14 protein-coding genes and 1 pseudogene are annotated in these 14,853 nt (G+C 58.3%); 10 read left to right on the plus strand and 5 right to left on the minus strand.

Annotated elements, in window-relative coordinates; translation table 11 throughout:
* The first annotated feature begins 1 nt into the window (after position 1).
* The 3 genes from glcF (at position 2) to ACZ5Q2_RS07705 (ending at position 3,032) form a co-directional block, all read left to right on the plus strand.
* Positions 2 to 1,210 carry a glycolate oxidase subunit GlcF gene (glcF, locus tag ACZ5Q2_RS07695; RefSeq protein WP_286251827.1) on the plus strand — a complete coding sequence of 403 codons (1,209 nt, stop codon included), beginning with the start codon at positions 2 to 4 and terminating at the stop codon, positions 1,208 to 1,210.
* 108 nt (positions 1,211 to 1,318) lie between these two features.
* Positions 1,319 to 1,756, plus strand: coding sequence for a DUF4124 domain-containing protein (locus ACZ5Q2_RS07700; protein WP_208622803.1), 438 nt, complete (start codon positions 1,319 to 1,321; stop codon positions 1,754 to 1,756).
* Positions 1,757 to 1,832: 76 nt separating this feature from the next.
* Positions 1,833 to 3,032, plus strand: a complete 1,200-nt coding sequence (locus tag ACZ5Q2_RS07705) for a multidrug effflux MFS transporter (RefSeq protein ID WP_432210282.1) — start codon at positions 1,833 to 1,835, stop codon at positions 3,030 to 3,032.
* 3 nt (positions 3,033 to 3,035) lie between these two features.
* Here ACZ5Q2_RS07705 and ACZ5Q2_RS07710 read toward each other — a convergent pair whose 3' ends face one another.
* The 4 genes from ACZ5Q2_RS07710 to ACZ5Q2_RS07725 are packed head-to-tail and all read right to left on the minus strand — an operon-like array spanning position 3,036 to position 6,839.
* Positions 3,036 to 3,845 (minus strand): ABC transporter ATP-binding protein, encoded by an 810-nt coding sequence (locus tag ACZ5Q2_RS07710; protein WP_432210281.1) that lies wholly within the window; start codon positions 3,843 to 3,845, stop codon positions 3,036 to 3,038.
* Entirely contained in the window at positions 3,842 to 4,855 is a 1,014-nt protein-coding gene (locus tag ACZ5Q2_RS07715; protein ID WP_432210719.1) for a FecCD family ABC transporter permease, read from the minus strand. Before ACZ5Q2_RS07715 ends, ACZ5Q2_RS07710 begins: the two co-directional genes overlap by 4 nt.
* Positions 4,855 to 5,892 carry a FecCD family ABC transporter permease gene (locus ACZ5Q2_RS07720; protein ID WP_432210280.1) on the minus strand — a complete coding sequence of 346 codons (1,038 nt, stop codon included), beginning with the start codon at positions 5,890 to 5,892 and terminating at the stop codon, positions 4,855 to 4,857. The genes ACZ5Q2_RS07715 and ACZ5Q2_RS07720 overlap by 1 nt, the downstream gene beginning before the upstream one ends.
* A complete protein-coding gene (locus ACZ5Q2_RS07725) occupies positions 5,889 to 6,839 on the minus strand; it encodes an ABC transporter substrate-binding protein (protein ID WP_432210279.1) in 951 nt (316 codons plus the stop codon). The genes ACZ5Q2_RS07720 and ACZ5Q2_RS07725 overlap by 4 nt, the downstream gene beginning before the upstream one ends.
* A 122-nt stretch (positions 6,840 to 6,961) precedes the next feature.
* Between ACZ5Q2_RS07725 and ACZ5Q2_RS07730 the strand changes: the two genes are divergently transcribed.
* Positions 6,962 to 7,888: a LysR family transcriptional regulator gene (locus tag ACZ5Q2_RS07730; protein WP_464597174.1), complete on the plus strand. Its 927-nt coding sequence runs from the start codon at positions 6,962 to 6,964 to the stop codon at positions 7,886 to 7,888.
* On the plus strand, positions 7,885 to 8,739 hold the full coding sequence (locus tag ACZ5Q2_RS07735; RefSeq protein ID WP_432210277.1) for an Nmad3 family putative nucleotide modification protein: 855 nt from the start codon (positions 7,885 to 7,887) through the stop codon (positions 8,737 to 8,739). Before ACZ5Q2_RS07730 ends, ACZ5Q2_RS07735 begins: the two co-directional genes overlap by 4 nt.
* Here ACZ5Q2_RS07735 and ACZ5Q2_RS07740 read toward each other — a convergent pair.
* Positions 8,736 to 9,701: a calcium/sodium antiporter gene (locus ACZ5Q2_RS07740; protein ID WP_432210276.1), complete on the minus strand. Its 966-nt coding sequence runs from the start codon at positions 9,699 to 9,701 to the stop codon at positions 8,736 to 8,738. The genes ACZ5Q2_RS07735 and ACZ5Q2_RS07740 overlap by 4 nt on opposite strands.
* A 345-nt stretch (positions 9,702 to 10,046) precedes the next feature.
* Between ACZ5Q2_RS07740 and ACZ5Q2_RS07745 the strand changes: the two genes are divergently transcribed.
* The 5 genes and pseudogenes from ACZ5Q2_RS07745 to phnD all read left to right on the plus strand — a co-directional run bounded on the left by ACZ5Q2_RS07745 (position 10,047) and on the right by phnD (position 14,843).
* On the plus strand, positions 10,047 to 11,252 hold the full coding sequence (locus ACZ5Q2_RS07745) for an ISL3 family transposase (RefSeq protein ID WP_011785425.1): 1,206 nt from the start codon (positions 10,047 to 10,049) through the stop codon (positions 11,250 to 11,252).
* Between the two features lie 293 nt (positions 11,253 to 11,545).
* Positions 11,546 to 12,103 (plus strand): annotated as a pseudogene (locus ACZ5Q2_RS07750) (ParA family protein); the annotation flags it as partial.
* Between the two features lie 10 nt (positions 12,104 to 12,113).
* Positions 12,114 to 12,695, plus strand: a complete 582-nt coding sequence (locus ACZ5Q2_RS07755) for an IS630 family transposase (RefSeq protein ID WP_432210275.1) — start codon at positions 12,114 to 12,116, stop codon at positions 12,693 to 12,695.
* A 442-nt stretch (positions 12,696 to 13,137) separates the two neighbouring features.
* Entirely contained in the window at positions 13,138 to 13,983 is an 846-nt protein-coding gene (gene phnC / locus ACZ5Q2_RS07760; RefSeq protein WP_011784779.1) for a phosphonate ABC transporter ATP-binding protein, read from the plus strand.
* On the plus strand, positions 13,980 to 14,843 hold the full coding sequence (phnD, locus tag ACZ5Q2_RS07765) for a phosphate/phosphite/phosphonate ABC transporter substrate-binding protein (protein ID WP_138435719.1): 864 nt from the start codon (positions 13,980 to 13,982) through the stop codon (positions 14,841 to 14,843). Before phnC ends, phnD begins: the two co-directional genes overlap by 4 nt.
* The last annotated feature ends 10 nt before the right edge of the window (positions 14,844 to 14,853 follow it).

The following is a 14,853-nucleotide window of genomic DNA, read 5'->3' on the forward strand; positions in this document are numbered from 1 at the left end:
CATGCAAACGAATCTGGTTCAGCAATTTGCCAATACATCCGAAGGCCAGGAGGCGGAAGAGATCCTCCGGGCCTGTGTGCACTGCGGTTTTTGCACCGCAACCTGCCCCACCTATCAGGAACTGAACGACGAGCGAGACGGCCCCCGTGGCCGGATCTATCTGATGAAGATGTTTCTGGAAGGCGGGGAAGTGACAGAGAAGACCCGGGAGCACCTGGACCGCTGCCTGACTTGCCGCAGCTGCGAGACGACGTGCCCCTCAGGTGTCCAGTATGGTCGTCTGGTGGATATCAGCCGTGGCTTGCTGGAAGAGGAGCTGCCCCGCAAGCCGAAAGAAAAATGGCTGCGCTGGGCGCTCACCCGGGTGTTACCCCATCGCCGGTTGTTCGGCTTGCTGCTGAGGGCCGGGCAGGCATTCCGGCCGATGCTGCCGGAAAAGCTCCGCACCAAGGTGCCGCCGCGCCGGCAGGCCAGCCCCTGGCCAGCTTCAAGCCACAACCGCATTGTGCTGGGGCTTGCCGGATGCGTGCAGCCCTCGGCGGCACCCAATACCAATGCGGCCACTGCCCGGGTGCTGGATAAACTCGGCATTACGCTGGTGGAAGCGCCCCAGGCTGGTTGTTGTGGCGCGGTAAACTACCACCTCTCTGAGCACGAGCGTGGCCTGGAGCAGATGCGCCGAAACATCGATGCCTGGTGGCCGGCCATTGAGGCGGGGGCGGAAGCCATCGTGATGACAGCGTCCGGCTGCGGAGCCATGGTACAGGATTACGGCCATCTGCTCAGGGACGACCCGGTCTACGCCAACAAGGCCCGGAAAGTGAGCGAACTGTGCACCGATCTGGGCGCCTTTATGCTGAAGGAGGATCTGGAGCCCCTGAAAGCCAGTACCCAGGCGGGAAAAGTGGCCTTCCATTGCCCGTGTACCCTGCAGCACGCCATGAAGCAGAACGGCGTGGTGGAGCAGGTGCTGACCCGTGCCGGCATTGACCTGGCCGCCACGAAAGACAAGCACCTGTGCTGTGGTTCGGCGGGAACCTATTCGATCACCCAGCCGGAGATGAGCCAGAAACTGCTGAGTAACAAGCTGGAAGCGTTGACCATTGATGATCCAGTACGAATTGTAACCGCCAATATCGGTTGCCAGCTGCATCTGGAGTCCCGCTCAGACGTGCCCGTTCAGCATTGGATCGAGCTGCTGGACCGGTGACACGGTTCCTGCAAAACCGTTCGTCATCGGTTATAGTCTGACCCGGTGTCAGGTTTCTGCCTGGCACCGGCACACTCGAGCACCAACAACTTCACAGGATGTGAACCTATGCCAAGGATCAAGGCCCTGCCGTTTTGCCTATGTCTTTTCCTCTCGCTGCCGGCTCAGGCGGAAATCTATCGCTGGACCGATGCCAACGGCTCCATTCACTTTTCCGATACGCCGCCGATGCTGGACGAGCACCATCGGGTGCAGGTGCGGCCGACCACCACCATGCCGATGGCAGAGAATATCCGGCAGTCTGACCGGGTAACCCGGAACCGCAAAGAGCTGGACCAGCTACTCTCGCCTAACAGCAAGAATCGTTACGCCAAATCTCAGCAGGCGGAGGAAGCCCGTACTCGGCAGTGCGAGCAGTACCGCAAGCAACTGGACCGTTTACAGGCGAGACTTCGCGCCGGTTACGGCAACGATCGGGGCAACAGTCTGCGGCAGCGGCGCCGGGAACTGAGCCAGACCTATAGCCATGAGTGTGTGCTGAATTAAGCGGCTTTCGGAAAGCGCTGATTGCCAGGCGGCCATAAATATTGTTAGCTATCTACCTTGTCTCTGGAGGTAGATCTTGTCGCATTTTCAGCTTGCACTTCTGCTTGGTATGACTGTCGCACTTGGGCCCCTGGCCCTGGATGCCTACCTGCCCGCGTTCCCGGCCATTGCCCGGGATTTTGCCATTCCCCATGCCGATGTAGGCCTAACGCTGAGCGCCTATGTGGCAACTCTGGGCATGGCCCAACTGGTGGGCGGGCCGTTGTCTGACCGTTATGGCCGCCGCAACATCCTGTTTATCGGGCTGGCGGTGTTTGCTCTGGCCAGCCTGATGATAGCGCTGGCGGATAACCTGTCCGGCATGATTGCCTGGCGGGTGGTCCAGGGTATTGGCGGCGCATTCTGTGCGGTGTCGGTGCCCGCGATTGTGAGAGATCAGGTGGGTGGCCAGGAAGCAGCCAGACTGTTTGGATTGATCGGGCTGATCATGTTTATTGCCCCTGCGGCGGCTCCGTCTCTTGGCGCCCTGATGCTTGCGCTGGGTGACTGGCACTGGATCTACGTATTTCTGGCGGCCTACGCGTTCTTCCTGGCCGTGGTCCTGCAACTGGCTTTGTTTCCCCGGCTCAAACCCCGGCCACGGGCAACCACGCCGGTCAAAACCCTGGTGACCAACTATGTGCTGGTGCTCAAGCATCGCACGACCATGCGTTTTGTCGGCATCCAGGTGATGTGTTTCAGCAGCATGATGCTGTTTATCACCCATTCTTCGTTTATCTATCAGGAGTGGTTCGGGCTGTCGAACAGCACGTTCTCCGTTCTGTTTGCCGCCAATATCGGAGTGATGGCAGCGCTCAACCTGATTAACCGGCCTCTGCTGCGCACCTTTTCTTCCGTGGTGCTGTTAAGGGTGCAGGTCATCATCCAGTTCGTGATGCTGGTGGGTCTGGTGTCGGTGGTGTTGCTGGATGGGCCCTTGTGGGCGGTAGCCGGATTTATTATCGCGGCGGTAGGTTGCCAGGGTGGGATTGTGCCGAACAATATGGCCAACGCCCTTGAATTCTTTCCCCACATGGGGGGGACGGCCGCGGCCATGCTGGGGGCGTCCCAGTTCACTCTGGCCGGTGCGATCAGTGCCTTGTCGTCGGCCTATGGTGGCGAGGCTCTGCTGCCTATTACCCTGAGTATGCTGGCCTGTTCGGTGGGTGCGGTTTTGTTGTCATTAGGAGCGCCGGCAGCCGTAGCCCGGGAAAAGGCCGCAGAACAAGCGGCCTGAGCATCAGGCGAGCTGGCGGTTGTTGCGCCGGACATTGACCAGCAGCGGGCTGCCTGTGGCCGGGTCGTGCAGCAGCTCGCAGCTTACACCGTAGAGTTCCTGAACCAGCTCCGGCGAGACAATCTCTGCCGCGCTGCCCTCCTCGATAATCTTGCCGTCTTTCATGGCGACCATGTGGTCGGCATAACGACAGGCACTGGCCAGGTCATGGACCACCATGGCGATGGTTTTACCCTGCTCCCTCAGGTTCCGGATAAGCTCGAACACTTCAATCTGGTGCCCCAGATCCAGTGCCGAGGTGGGTTCGTCCAGCAGCAGAAGCGGCGTTTGCTGGGCCACCGCCATGGCAATCCAGGCTCGTTGGCGTTGGCCTCCAGAGAGGGTATCCAGCGCCCGGTTGACCAGGCCCTTTACGTCAGCCGCCTGCACCGCCCGGTCAAAGGCTTGCTGATCTTCCTGTGACCACTGCTTCATCCAACCCTGGTGAGGCTGGCGGCCAAAGCGCACCAGATCTCCGACGGTCAGGCCTTCTGGCGCGGTATTCTCCTGGGGCAGCAGGGCCAGTTTGCGGGCAACGTCTTTCGAGGGGAGCTGGTGAATGTCTTTGCCGTCCAGCAGTACCGCGCCGGCCGCCGGGGCGTGGATTCGGGCCAGGCCGTTAAGCAGGGTGGATTTGCCGCAGCCATTCGGGCCGACAATGGCAGTGACTCTGGCGGATGGCAGCGTCAGGCTCAGATTCTCTGCCACGGTAAAACGCCGGTGCGCCAGGGTTATCCGGTCGGCGGCCAGGGTGGCCGTGTTGGAATGGCTCATGTCAGGCTCCGTGTTGAAGGTCTCAGCAGAATCCAGAGAAGGTAAGGGCTGCCGACAATGGCGGTAATAATGCCCACCGGAATCTCCAGGGGCGAGAACAGCGTTCGGCCAAGCAAGTCGGCGATCACCATAAAAGCGGCTCCGGCCAGGGCGGCAGCCGTCAGTGGGATCTTGCCTGGCCGGCAAACGGTGCGGGCCAGTTCCGGTGCTAACAGTGCCACCAGGCCAACCGGACCGCACACCGACACGGCCAGCCCGGTCAGCAAGACCGACAGGCCCAGGCCAACTACTCGGGTGCGGCGCAGGCGGGTGCCCAGGGCAATGGCGACGGGGTCTGAGAACTGAAGGGTGTTCAGTGCACGGACAATGGCCACCATTACCAGGCAGCTGGCGGACAGCCCCAGGGCCAGAACCTGAACACTGGCACCGGAGCGGGCATTCAGGCTGCCCACCGTCCAGGGGTAGGCGGCATTGGCGTCGTCTATGGCTACCTGGCTGAGCATGACCTGGGTGACGGCGCCGGCAATGGCGCCGATGCCGAGGCCGGCGACAATAAAGCGATAGCCCCGGGTGCCATTGGCCCCGGCCAGGCCAAAAGCCAGGGCGGTGGCAGTGGCGGCGCCAACCAATGCCATGGCAGAAGGCGCGATCGCTATGCTCGTACCCACCACGGATGCCACAGCAAAGGCGGTGGCTGCATTGTCGATACCAATGATGCCGGGCGTGGCCAACCGGTTGCGAGCCAGGGTTTGCATCAGGCAGCCAGCCAGGGCCAGTGCTGCGCCACTGAGCATGCCCGCCACAACTCGGCTCAACCTCAGTTCGTTAATCACAAAGGCCGCCATAGGATCTTCGGTGGTGCCGATCAGAGCGCGGATGACTTCAGCCGGCGCAATCTGCACCGTACCCATGGACAGCGAAATAATCACAGCCGCGGCGACCAGCAATAGAAGAACGGCGTTGGCAACCAACGTGCGGGAGTCGGGCATGGTGAGCGCGTGTCTGTGCATCACAGTGAAGGCATCCGGCCGGCGCGAACAATCGCCAGCAGCACCGGGGCGCCGATCAGGGCGGTAACCACACCCAGAGGCATTTCCGCCGGTGCCGCCATCAAACGGGATGCTACATCGGCTGCCAGCACCACAGCGGGGCCGATGGGCAGGCACAGCCACAGGGTTTTTCGGATGTCGGGCCCGGAAAAGGCGCGGGCGATAAACGGCACCACCAGGCCGACAAAGATCAGCGGCCCGGCCAGAGCCGTGGCAGCGCCGACCAGCAGGGCAACGGTAACGGTGATCAAAAAACGGATGCGGCCGGGATGGTGGCCAAGCCCCACGGCTGCACGTTCACCCAGTGCCATGGCAGCCAGCGGTCTGGCCACCACGACGACCAGCGTCAGTGCAATGATCAGAGAGGGCAGGGTAGCCTGAAAGGTTGCCAGGGATTTGCCGGCAATGCTGCCGGTAATCCAGAAGCGGATTTCGTCTGCTGCCCGTTGATCCATCAGCATCAGCATGGAGGTGAGTGCCAGCAACAAGCCGCTCAGGGTTGCCCCTGCCAGCACCAGCCGAACCGGATCGTTGCCCAGCCCCTGTACACGGGTGGCGGCAATCACCAGAGAGCAACCTGCAAGTGCACCGACCTGGGCAATCAGGGTGGTGAGTGTGGCAGTGCTGGCGCCGAACAGGATGGCAATAGCCACGGCAAATCCCGCACCGGCGCTGACGCCAAGCAGCCCCGGTTCGGCCAGGGGGTTACGGGTCATGGCTTGTAGCAGGGCACCGGCAATGCCCAGAGCCAGGCCGGTGGCCAGGCCGATCAGGGTTCGCGGCAGGCGCAGTTCACGGATGACAAACCAGGCCTCATCGGAACCCGTGCCAGCCAGTGCAGCGAGAGCCTCCCGAGGGGTTACCGGGCCGGCGCCGTAAATCAGGCTGCCAATGATTACCAGCAACAGAAAAAGCCCTGCCGCAACCAGCGGCAGGAGTAAGGAGCGAGACGCAACAACGTTTCGCGGGTTTGCCTGGGCAGTCAGCGGGGCGTTCACGGTGCAAGCTTGGCCAGCGCCGCCTCAATATCGTCAAGAATGGCTTTGGCGGCCAAGGGGCCGCTGGCGCTGCTCCAGAGCTGACCGTTAACGGCGACCACCTGGTTCTGGCCGCTGGCTTTCAGGCGGCTGAAGGCCGGTGTCTGGCGGGCGGCTTCCAGTGCCTGCTGGCCATCGGCATTCAGGGTAGCCAGGAACACCCAGTTCTGATCCATGCGGGCCAGATTTTCCAGGCTCAGGGGTTGGCTGTGGGGGCGGCCTTCGCTAACCAGCCCGTTATCGGTTACCTCAAAACCGACCGCCTGCAGCAGCGTGGCGGAAAACAGACCCTCTGCCATCACCAGCGGGCCTTGCGGCATCCAGCGCACAAGCGTGGCATCCCGTTGATCCTCAGGCACCGTTCTTTCTACCAGGGCGGCGACTTCGGCAATGCGGGCTTTGACGTCTTCAATGGCGGTTTCAGCGGCTTCCTCGCGCCCCAGTGCCCGGCCAAATAGCCGGGTTTCCTGTTCCCAGCTGTCTGCCTGGAACATAGGAACGTTCGACACCACCACCGGGGCAATTCGGGACAGCAGTTGATACTGCTGCTGGTTGGTTTGCGCGGGCGCCAGGATAATATCCGGCCGGGCTGCAATCACGGCTTCAATATTCGTTTCCGCCGGGGCGCCCACGATGGCAATGTCACCGGCCCGTGGCTTGATGTATTCGGCCACGTCATTGCCGCCTCGGGTGATCACAGCGCCTACTGCATTGGCGCCTACCGCCAGGGCAGGGTCCAGAGCACCTTCATAAAGTGTGACAGCTCTCTGTGGTTGACCGTCGATGGTGACTGCGCCATAGGCCGTGTCCACGCTGCGCGACTCTGCGTTGGCCGGGCCCAGAGCCAGGGCGCCAAGTATGGCGATTGCAGCTGTGAGACGGCGTTTCATCGGCGGGTGTTGGCTCATTGTGCTGAGGCTCCGGACAAAAGATAGTTTGCAAAGTAAGATGGAAATTAATGATAATGGTTCGCATTACATTTTTAAAGTGATAAATTGGGACGGTAGGTTTCAGAATGTGGAACGAGAAGATGTACGATCTCTCAGAGCTGGAAGCATTTGTCTCAGTGGTGCGAACAGGCAGCCTGACGGCCAGTACCAGAGACTTGGGGCTGCCGAAATCAACGCTCAGCCGGAAAGTTCGCCAGCTGGAACAAGCCGTAGGGCAGCCACTGTTGCTGAGGCAGTCCCGGCGCATTGTGCCTAACGAGGCGGGGCGCGTGTTCTACCGTTACAGCGTTGAGATTCTTGAATTGGTGTCCCAGGGCCGGGAGGCGCTGGATGAATTGAAGGAGGATGTCAGCGGAACACTGGAGCTCCGGTGCCATGAAGCTTTTGTGCGTGGTTGGTTTTCCGGTGTGGTGCGATCGTTTCTCGAACAGCATGGCGATGTGCGGGTGGCTATTGGTACCCAGCAGACGGTTCCCGGTGAGCTGGAAGATGGCGTTTGTTTATGGCTCGGAGAGGTTGGAGAAACCACCCTGAGACAGGAGCATTTGGGGAGCCTTAGCCAGGGTATCTATGGCAGCCCGGACTATTTCGAGCGGTATGGCGTGCCGGCGTCTCCCGGCGAGCTTGATGGCCACCAGTGGGTTGACCTGCTTGGAGGCACTGGGCCGGGTCTGGTTTTGCGTCATCCCAAGCTGGGAACCTACCCACTCGCCATGCCTGTACGGACGTTTACCGTTGATCAGTCGTGTGTTCAGGGCGATGCCATAGCGGCTGGCCGAGGCCTGGGGTTGATTCCTCACTGGTTGGCCGAGCGCTGGCTGGAAGCTCACCCGGGGCAATTCAGATTGTGCCTGCCTGAGTGGCGAGGGCCGGTGCTGCCAGTCACCCTGCTGTATCCTCACGGTCACTTGCCCAGAAGGGTGAGGGCGTTCATGGCTCACCTGCGAGCAAACGTGCCGGATGAATGGATCGGGGGGCTGGAATTCGCCCATAATGTGCCGCTATGAAACTTATCCTGAGCCGCAAAGGCTTCGACAGTTCTGCCGGTGGTTGCCCGAACCCTGTGTTTCCGGACGGACGTGCTCTGGCACTTCCGATACCGGATGATCAGTCGCCTATCCGGTATAGCCAGATTCAGCACGATGGCCAAAGCATTGGCCCCCTGGTATCCCAGCTAACCGGCCGCTCTGGCTTCTCTCGAGCAGGCGCCCACCTGGACCCGGATCTGATCGAGGATGCCTATCCCCGGCTGCCAGGCTGGCGCCCGATACTAGGTCAGCACGGCTCGGCCCAGGCTCATCTGGCCAACCACGGTGTGGGGCCCGGCGATCTGTTTCTGTTCTTTGCTTTGTTCCGGCAGGTGGAGCGGTATCGCCGGCGCTGGCGCTTTGTGCCGCAAAGCCGGCCGTTTCACGCCATTTGGGGCTGGTTGCAGGTGGGGCAAGTCTGGCCAGTTTACGAGGCGGCGCCCGTGCCGGAATGGGCGGCCTACCACCCGCATCTGCACGGCACACGATCCGCTCACAACTGCCTGTATGTCAGTGGTGACAGACTGCAGATTCCAGGTCTGAATGGGGACTTGCCCGCCGCCGGGGTGGTGACTGTTCCATCGGATCAGCATCGATTGACGGCGGCGGGAGCGGCAAACGTGACTGACTGGCGGTTGCCGGCGGCTTTCATGCCAGGAGCCGATAGCGTGCCGCTGAGCTATCACCAAAAACCGGAGCGCTGGCGCCCGGATGGCTCCCCGGAATACTGTCGCCTCAAAAGTGCGGCACGGGGGCAGGAGTTTGTGTTGGACCTGGCGCAGTATCCGGGTGTAAGTAAATGGTTGCTGACCCCCGAGTTGTTGTCTTAAAAGGAGGTGGTTAACAGATAGACCGTGTAACCAATAAAGACGGCCAGCAATCCGGCGCCTTCCAGCCGGTTGATACGCCCGGGGCCTCGAAAACCGTAACCAAGTACAAACAGGGCAAGGGTGAGGCCTACCATCACGGGAATGTCGCGCATCAATACCTCGTCCGCTACCGCCATGGGTGCGATGGAACCTGCAATGCCCACCACCGCCAGAGTGTTGAACAGGTTGGAGCCCAGAATGTTACCCAATGCCAGGTCGTGCTCACCTTTGCGGGCCGCAATGATGGAGGAAGCGAGTTCCGGTAGCGACGTGCCGATCGCAACAATGGTCAGGCCAATGACCAGGTCACTGACGCCGAAGCGGGTAGCCAGGTCGACGGCTCCCCAGACCAGGATGCGGGAACTGATAATCAGCAGGAGAAGCCCCACCACCAGCCAGAGAATTGCCTTGCGAATGGGCATGGGATGAGCGGCAAGCTCGGCATCCATTTCAGTGGCGAAGGCATCATCGTTTTTTCTCATGCCAGACCAGATGCTCCAGCCCAGCAACAGCGCAAACAGCACCAGCAGGCCGGCTGCATCCAGCCGGCTGAGTTCACCATCAAACAGCAGCCAGGCCGCCGCAAGGGTAACAAGAGCCAGAATTGGCAATTCCTTGCGCATGACCTGAGAGTGCACGGCGATGGGCGCAAGCAATGCAGTAATCCCCAGTATCAGGGCGATGTTGGTGATATTGGAGCCATAAGCGTTACCCAACGCCAGACCCGGATTTCCCTGGCTTGCAGCCAAGGCTGAAACCACCATTTCAGGTGCAGACGTACCAAAGCCAACTACCACCATACCAATCAATAGAGGCGGCATGCCGAAATGACCAGCCGTCGCAGCCGAGCCTTCCACAAAACGATCCGCGCTCCAGACCAGAAGGGCGAGACCGGCAAGAATGGCGAGAGAAGCAATCAGCACGTTAGTGGCTCCCTGGTTAATGTCGGAGTATTTGACGGCAATCGCGGTGGCCGCACAATTACACAGAATTACCTATGAGCAAAAGGTCTTTCCAGGACGCCTGGCGCTGTCAGGGCCGCTGCGACCAGAAATGTGAGCCACACCGTGAGTGTCATTGCTTACGCTCTTGGAATTTGGGAACGTGATATAATAGTGAAGATTGAATGCAGGCCAACAAAGGAGAAACCAAGATGGCCAGAAAAAAGGTTCATCGCGGGTTAGCGTGAAAAAGTAGGAGACGGCGGTCAAACCGGTTAGTTTTGAGTTCGCCAAAACAACAAACCTGACCGACTCACCGCCGTCCCTATGAATGCTAATCCTCTTGCCCTGTTCTGGGAAGGATTCACGATAGAATCGTATGCCCAGATTGACGCTCAATCTCTGCTCATCCGACTGCAACCTGCCGACGATTACTTGCCATGCTGCAGTGGTTGTAATCAGCACACGCTTGCCATCCATGACATCAGCACCCGACGAGTCCGAGAACGCGACCTGTTCCAATACCGCGTCTGGCTGGACGTGCCAGTTCGCCGAGTTCGTTGTACGACCTGTGGCCCCAAGCTTGAACAGATTCGCTGGTTACCAGGGCGACAGCGTCTGACGGCAGGCATGGTCAGTTGGATTGAATCCCTGGTACGACTGATGCCGATCCAACATGTGGCAACGCTGCTAGGGTTGCATTGGCATACGGTCAAGGCCATCGACCATCGGCGCCTCAAACGAGAAGTGACTGAGCCAGATAAACGCCGGATTCGTCGACTGATCATGGATGAGTTCGCCTTGTTCAAGGGACACCGCTACGCCACCGTGGCGATTGATGCGGATACTCAACAAGTCCTCTGGGTTGGAGAAGGCCGCAGTCGAGCAGCGGTACGCCCCTTCTTTGAATGGCTGGGGCCGGAAACCTGTGGCCAGATCGAAGCCGTGGCGATGGATATGAATACCGCCATGGACCTGGAAGTTCAGCACCACTGCCCACAAGCACGGGTGGTCTATGACCTGTTCCACGTTGTAGCAAAGTTCGGACGGGAAGTGATTGACCGTGTCCGGGTCGATCAGGCCAATCAGCTTCGACACGACAAGCCGGCTCGCAAAGTAGTGAAACGAAGTCGCTGGCTGTTGCTCAGAAACCGAGGCAACCTCAAGGACGAGCAGGCTCTGAAGCTCGAAGAACTGCTGCAAGCCAACCAGCCCCTGATGACTGTCTACGTCCTGAAAGACCAGCTCAAAGAGCTCTGGTACGCTCCCTCAGAGGCCGATGCCAGACAACGCTGGCAAGACTGGCTAAATCTGGCTATGAGTAGTGGGCTGGCCCCCGTGCAGCAGTTTGCCAGGCGCCTCAAGGGCTACGTCGACGGCATTATCGCCAGCGCGGTCTACCGGTTGAACACCAGTGTGTTGGAGGGAATGAACAACAAGATCAAGGTGATCAAGCGGGTGGCCTACGGCTACCGGGATAACGACTACTTCTTTCTGAAGATAAAAGCAGCATTTCCCGGTAAAGCGCGATGAACCAGAAAAAAGGCGAAAGCCACACAGCACAGCGCTGTGCAACGGGAACTGAGAACACCAAAGTACCAGATGCGCGTGGTTGAAGACAAAACCAAGTACAAGCGCAATCGGGACAAAACTGTGCGGATGGAGGGCTTCCGCAAAGCCGCGTGAGCGTGGTTTTACGAAAGCCCTTCATACTCGCGACACCCCCGTTCCAGCTGTTGTTCTGTCATAAAAGCTTCATAGAAGCCTGGCGGGTGGCTGTTATCCTGTAGTGTTTTCTGACACCAGACACGGCAGGAGCCCCCGTCATGAGAATTATTGCCTTCTACAGCCCCAAAGGTGGCGTGGGTAAAACCGCAGCGGCCGTCAATATGGCCTACCTGGCCAGCCGCGAGAACATCCGCACATTGCTTTGGGATCTCGACCCGCAAGGGGCTGCCAGTTTTTACCTGGCGGGTGCAGAAGTGGTCAAAGGCCGCAAACTCTCCAAACTGCTGGAAGGCAAATCTCCCATCGCCCGCTTCATCCATGAGGACGTATACCCCAATCTAGACTTTATCCCCGCCCATAGCAGCTTCCGTAACTTCGATATCAAGCTTGAACACGACGAAGGACACAACGTCCTGAAAGGCCTGTTGGCGCCGTTGTCTGAAGACACCAGTCTGGTGGTTCTGGACTGCCCGCCCACGCTCTCGCGCCTGACTGAACAGGTTCTTGAAATGGCCGACAAAGTCTATGTGCCGGTGGTGCCTACCTGGTTGTCACTCAACAGCTGGAACCAGTTACGGGAGTTTGTGAAAGACAAGAAGTTGGGTAACAAGAAACTGCGGCCGTTTTTCTCGATGGTGGACAGGCGCAAGAATCTGCAGTGAAACAATGGAAAGAAGAGACCTACCCGGAAATTCGCAAGGAAGCAAAAAAGTCGGCGCCACCATCTATTTCGGCGATGAAGCCAGCATTCGGTCTGATTATCACAGTGGCACCACCTGGGCACCCAGGGGTGAAACTCCGATCATCCGTAATACGGGCAGTCGCTTCAGCATCAATCTGATCTCGGCCATCTCGCCTCGCGGCGAGCTTCGCTTTAAGACCATTCAGGGCAACATGAACACCGATGCGTTTCTTGGTTTCCTCAAGGCTCTGGTGCAAGACGTTGACAAGCCGGTTTTCCTGATCCTCGATAACCACCCGGTTCATCATGCTCGTCGGGTTCGAGACTATGTTGAGAGTCTCGACGGCAAGCTCAGGTTGTTCTTCCTGCCGCCGTACTCGCCGGAGCTGAATCCTGACGAGTCTGTTTGGGGCTATATCAAATACCATCACGTCGGTAAAAAGATCATTAACAGCAAAGAACAACTTCGGAGCACTGTTTACCGGCAGCTTCGACGTTTGCAAAAATTGCCACGACTATTGAAATCGTTTTTTGGCCATCCGGATTTGGCTTATATCTCCGGGTAATGTTCGCTTACTTTATTTCGAATTAGTAAGTGCAAGGCTGTCCTTGCCCACCCTTAAGGCCACACCTTGAATTGCTGCCCGTTTCCAGATCCACCCCACCATAGTCAGCACCTGGAAGCGCGACCTATTGGAGAGCGCGTCCGACCTCCTCGAAGGCAAGAGTATAGTCGGTAAGCAATTCGATGAACTCAGCACGGACGAACTGTACCGTGAGATTCGCCGACTGACGGTGGAACGCAATTTTTGTTGCTTAAGCTCCTGGGTGGCTCGTTCCACTTTGGCTGAGCTCCATGTATTTCACAGAGCCCTTCGGAAAATCCTTGCGAACCAAAAGCACTTCATCAAACTGTCACGTCAGTGACACGACGGTGTCATCTCTCAGCTTTACCGTTCAATTGTAACTCGCAATACGGCGAGCTTATTTATTGCAAAAGGTGATCCTGTGGCCCCAACTCAATCAACCAATGTGATGCTTCGAGTCGAGAGTATGGGCGTAACCTACCCGGGAAACGTCCTCGCGCTCAAACCCACCAACGTTCACTTTCACAAGGGCGAATTCACCGTGCTACTGGGACTTTCAGGCGCGGGTAAATCCACTCTGCTTCGTTCACTGAATCACCTGGTTAAGCCCACAACCGGGAAGGTTGTGTCTGGCGAGTTTGGTGAACTGACCAACCGTAGAATCCTGCGACAGCACCGCAGCCGCACCGCCATGGTGTTCCAGCATCACCAGCTGATCGAACGATACACCGCGTTACAGAATGTGCTGACAGGCAGACTTGCGTATCACGGTACTTGGCGAAGCCTGCTTCCCCTGCCCCGGCAGGACCTGGAGTTGGCTCTGCAATGCCTCGACCGCGTAGGTCTGGCTGACAAAGCGCTTTCCCGAGTAGATCAGTTGTCCGGCGGCCAGCAGCAGCGGGTTGGAATCGCCAGAGCATTGGTGCAGCAACCATCCATGATTCTTGCCGATGAGCCCGTTGCCAGCCTGGATCCGGCCACTTCTGAAAAGGTACTCGGCCTACTGCGCGATATTTGTCAGGAAGATGGAATCACCGCGGTTATTTCCTTGCACCAATTGGAATACGCCCAGCGTTTTGCAGACCGGATCATCGGCCTTTCGAACGCTCATATCGTTTTTGACGATGCTCCTGAAAACCTGAAATCGAAACACCTGGACGAGATTTACCACCGTTCACCCAGCGTGGTAGCTGCGGAAGGCAAACCAGCCATCCATAAACCTAAGACCACCCCGATAACGACAGACGTACTGGAGATAGCACAATGAAGACAATGATTCACTCTTTGCTGGCTCTGATAATGATGCTCGGCATCCATTGGTCAGCCCATGCCGCAGATACAGACCCTGATCTTTTGAAAGTTGCCTTGCTGCCGGATGAGAACGCGTCAGAACTGATCAAGCGAAACCAACCTTTGAAGGATTACCTGGAAACCACTCTTGGTAAGGAAGTAGAACTGATTGTTACCACCGATTACTCCTCCATGATCGAAGCCATGCGTTTTGGCCGAATTGACCTGGCTTACTTTGGTCCGTTGTCCTATGTGATGGCCAAGAGTAAGAGTGACATTGAACCCTTTGCCGCCATGGTGGTAGACGGGAAGCCGACTTATCGCTCCATCATTATTGCCAATGCGGACTCTGGCATTGGCTCCTTCGCGGATATCAAAGGCAAGAAAATGGCCTACGGTGACCGCGCATCCACTTCCAGCCACCTGATCCCCAAGACCGTACTCCTTGAGAAGGCAGAGCTCGAAGCCGGAAAGGACTATGAGGCTCATTTCGTCGGTAGCCATGACGCTGTTGCGGTTAACGTCGCCAATGGCAATGCCGACGCCGGAGGGTTGTCCGAAGTTATCTTCGAGCATGTGATGGACCGCGGTTTGATTGATCGGAGCAAGGTCAAAGTGCTGGGCTACAGCGGTGACTTTCCTCAATACCCCTGGGCCATGCGTTCGAACCTGGCCCCTGAGCTGAAGAGCAACATTCAGAAAGCCTTTCTGCAGATCGATGACCCGGAGATTCTCGACAACCTGAAGGCTGAGGGATTCGCGGCAATTACCGACGAAGATTACGATGTCATCCGCGCTATGGGTGGCCTGCTCAATCTTGATTTCGCAAAAATGTGAGGAGTGCCCC

The organism is Marinobacter alkaliphilus (assembly GCF_055394375.1).

Bases quoted from the DNA above. Each gene is read 5' to 3' on its own strand.
- glcF (WP_286251827.1), top strand. From the start codon at position 2: ATGCAAACGAATCTGGTTCAGCAATTTGCCAATACATCCGAAGGCCAG.
- ACZ5Q2_RS07700 (WP_208622803.1), top strand. From the start codon at position 1,319: ATGCCAAGGATCAAGGCCCTGCCGTTTTGCCTATGTCTTTTCCTCTCG.
- ACZ5Q2_RS07710 (WP_432210281.1), bottom strand. From the start codon at position 3,845: ATGAGCCATTCCAACACGGCCACCCTGGCCGCCGACCGGATAACCCTG.
- ACZ5Q2_RS07715 (WP_432210719.1), bottom strand. From the start codon at position 4,855: ATGCACAGACACGCGCTCACCATGCCCGACTCCCGCACGTTGGTTGCC.
- ACZ5Q2_RS07725 (WP_432210279.1), bottom strand. From the start codon at position 6,839: ATGAGCCAACACCCGCCGATGAAACGCCGTCTCACAGCTGCAATCGCC.
- ACZ5Q2_RS07730 (WP_464597174.1), top strand. From the start codon at position 6,962: ATGTACGATCTCTCAGAGCTGGAAGCATTTGTCTCAGTGGTGCGAACA.
- ACZ5Q2_RS07735 (WP_432210277.1), top strand. From the start codon at position 7,885: ATGAAACTTATCCTGAGCCGCAAAGGCTTCGACAGTTCTGCCGGTGGT.
- ACZ5Q2_RS07745 (WP_011785425.1), top strand. From the start codon at position 10,047: ATGAATGCTAATCCTCTTGCCCTGTTCTGGGAAGGATTCACGATAGAA.
- ACZ5Q2_RS07755 (WP_432210275.1), top strand. From the start codon at position 12,114: ATGGAAAGAAGAGACCTACCCGGAAATTCGCAAGGAAGCAAAAAAGTC.
- phnD (WP_138435719.1), top strand. From the start codon at position 13,980: ATGAAGACAATGATTCACTCTTTGCTGGCTCTGATAATGATGCTCGGC.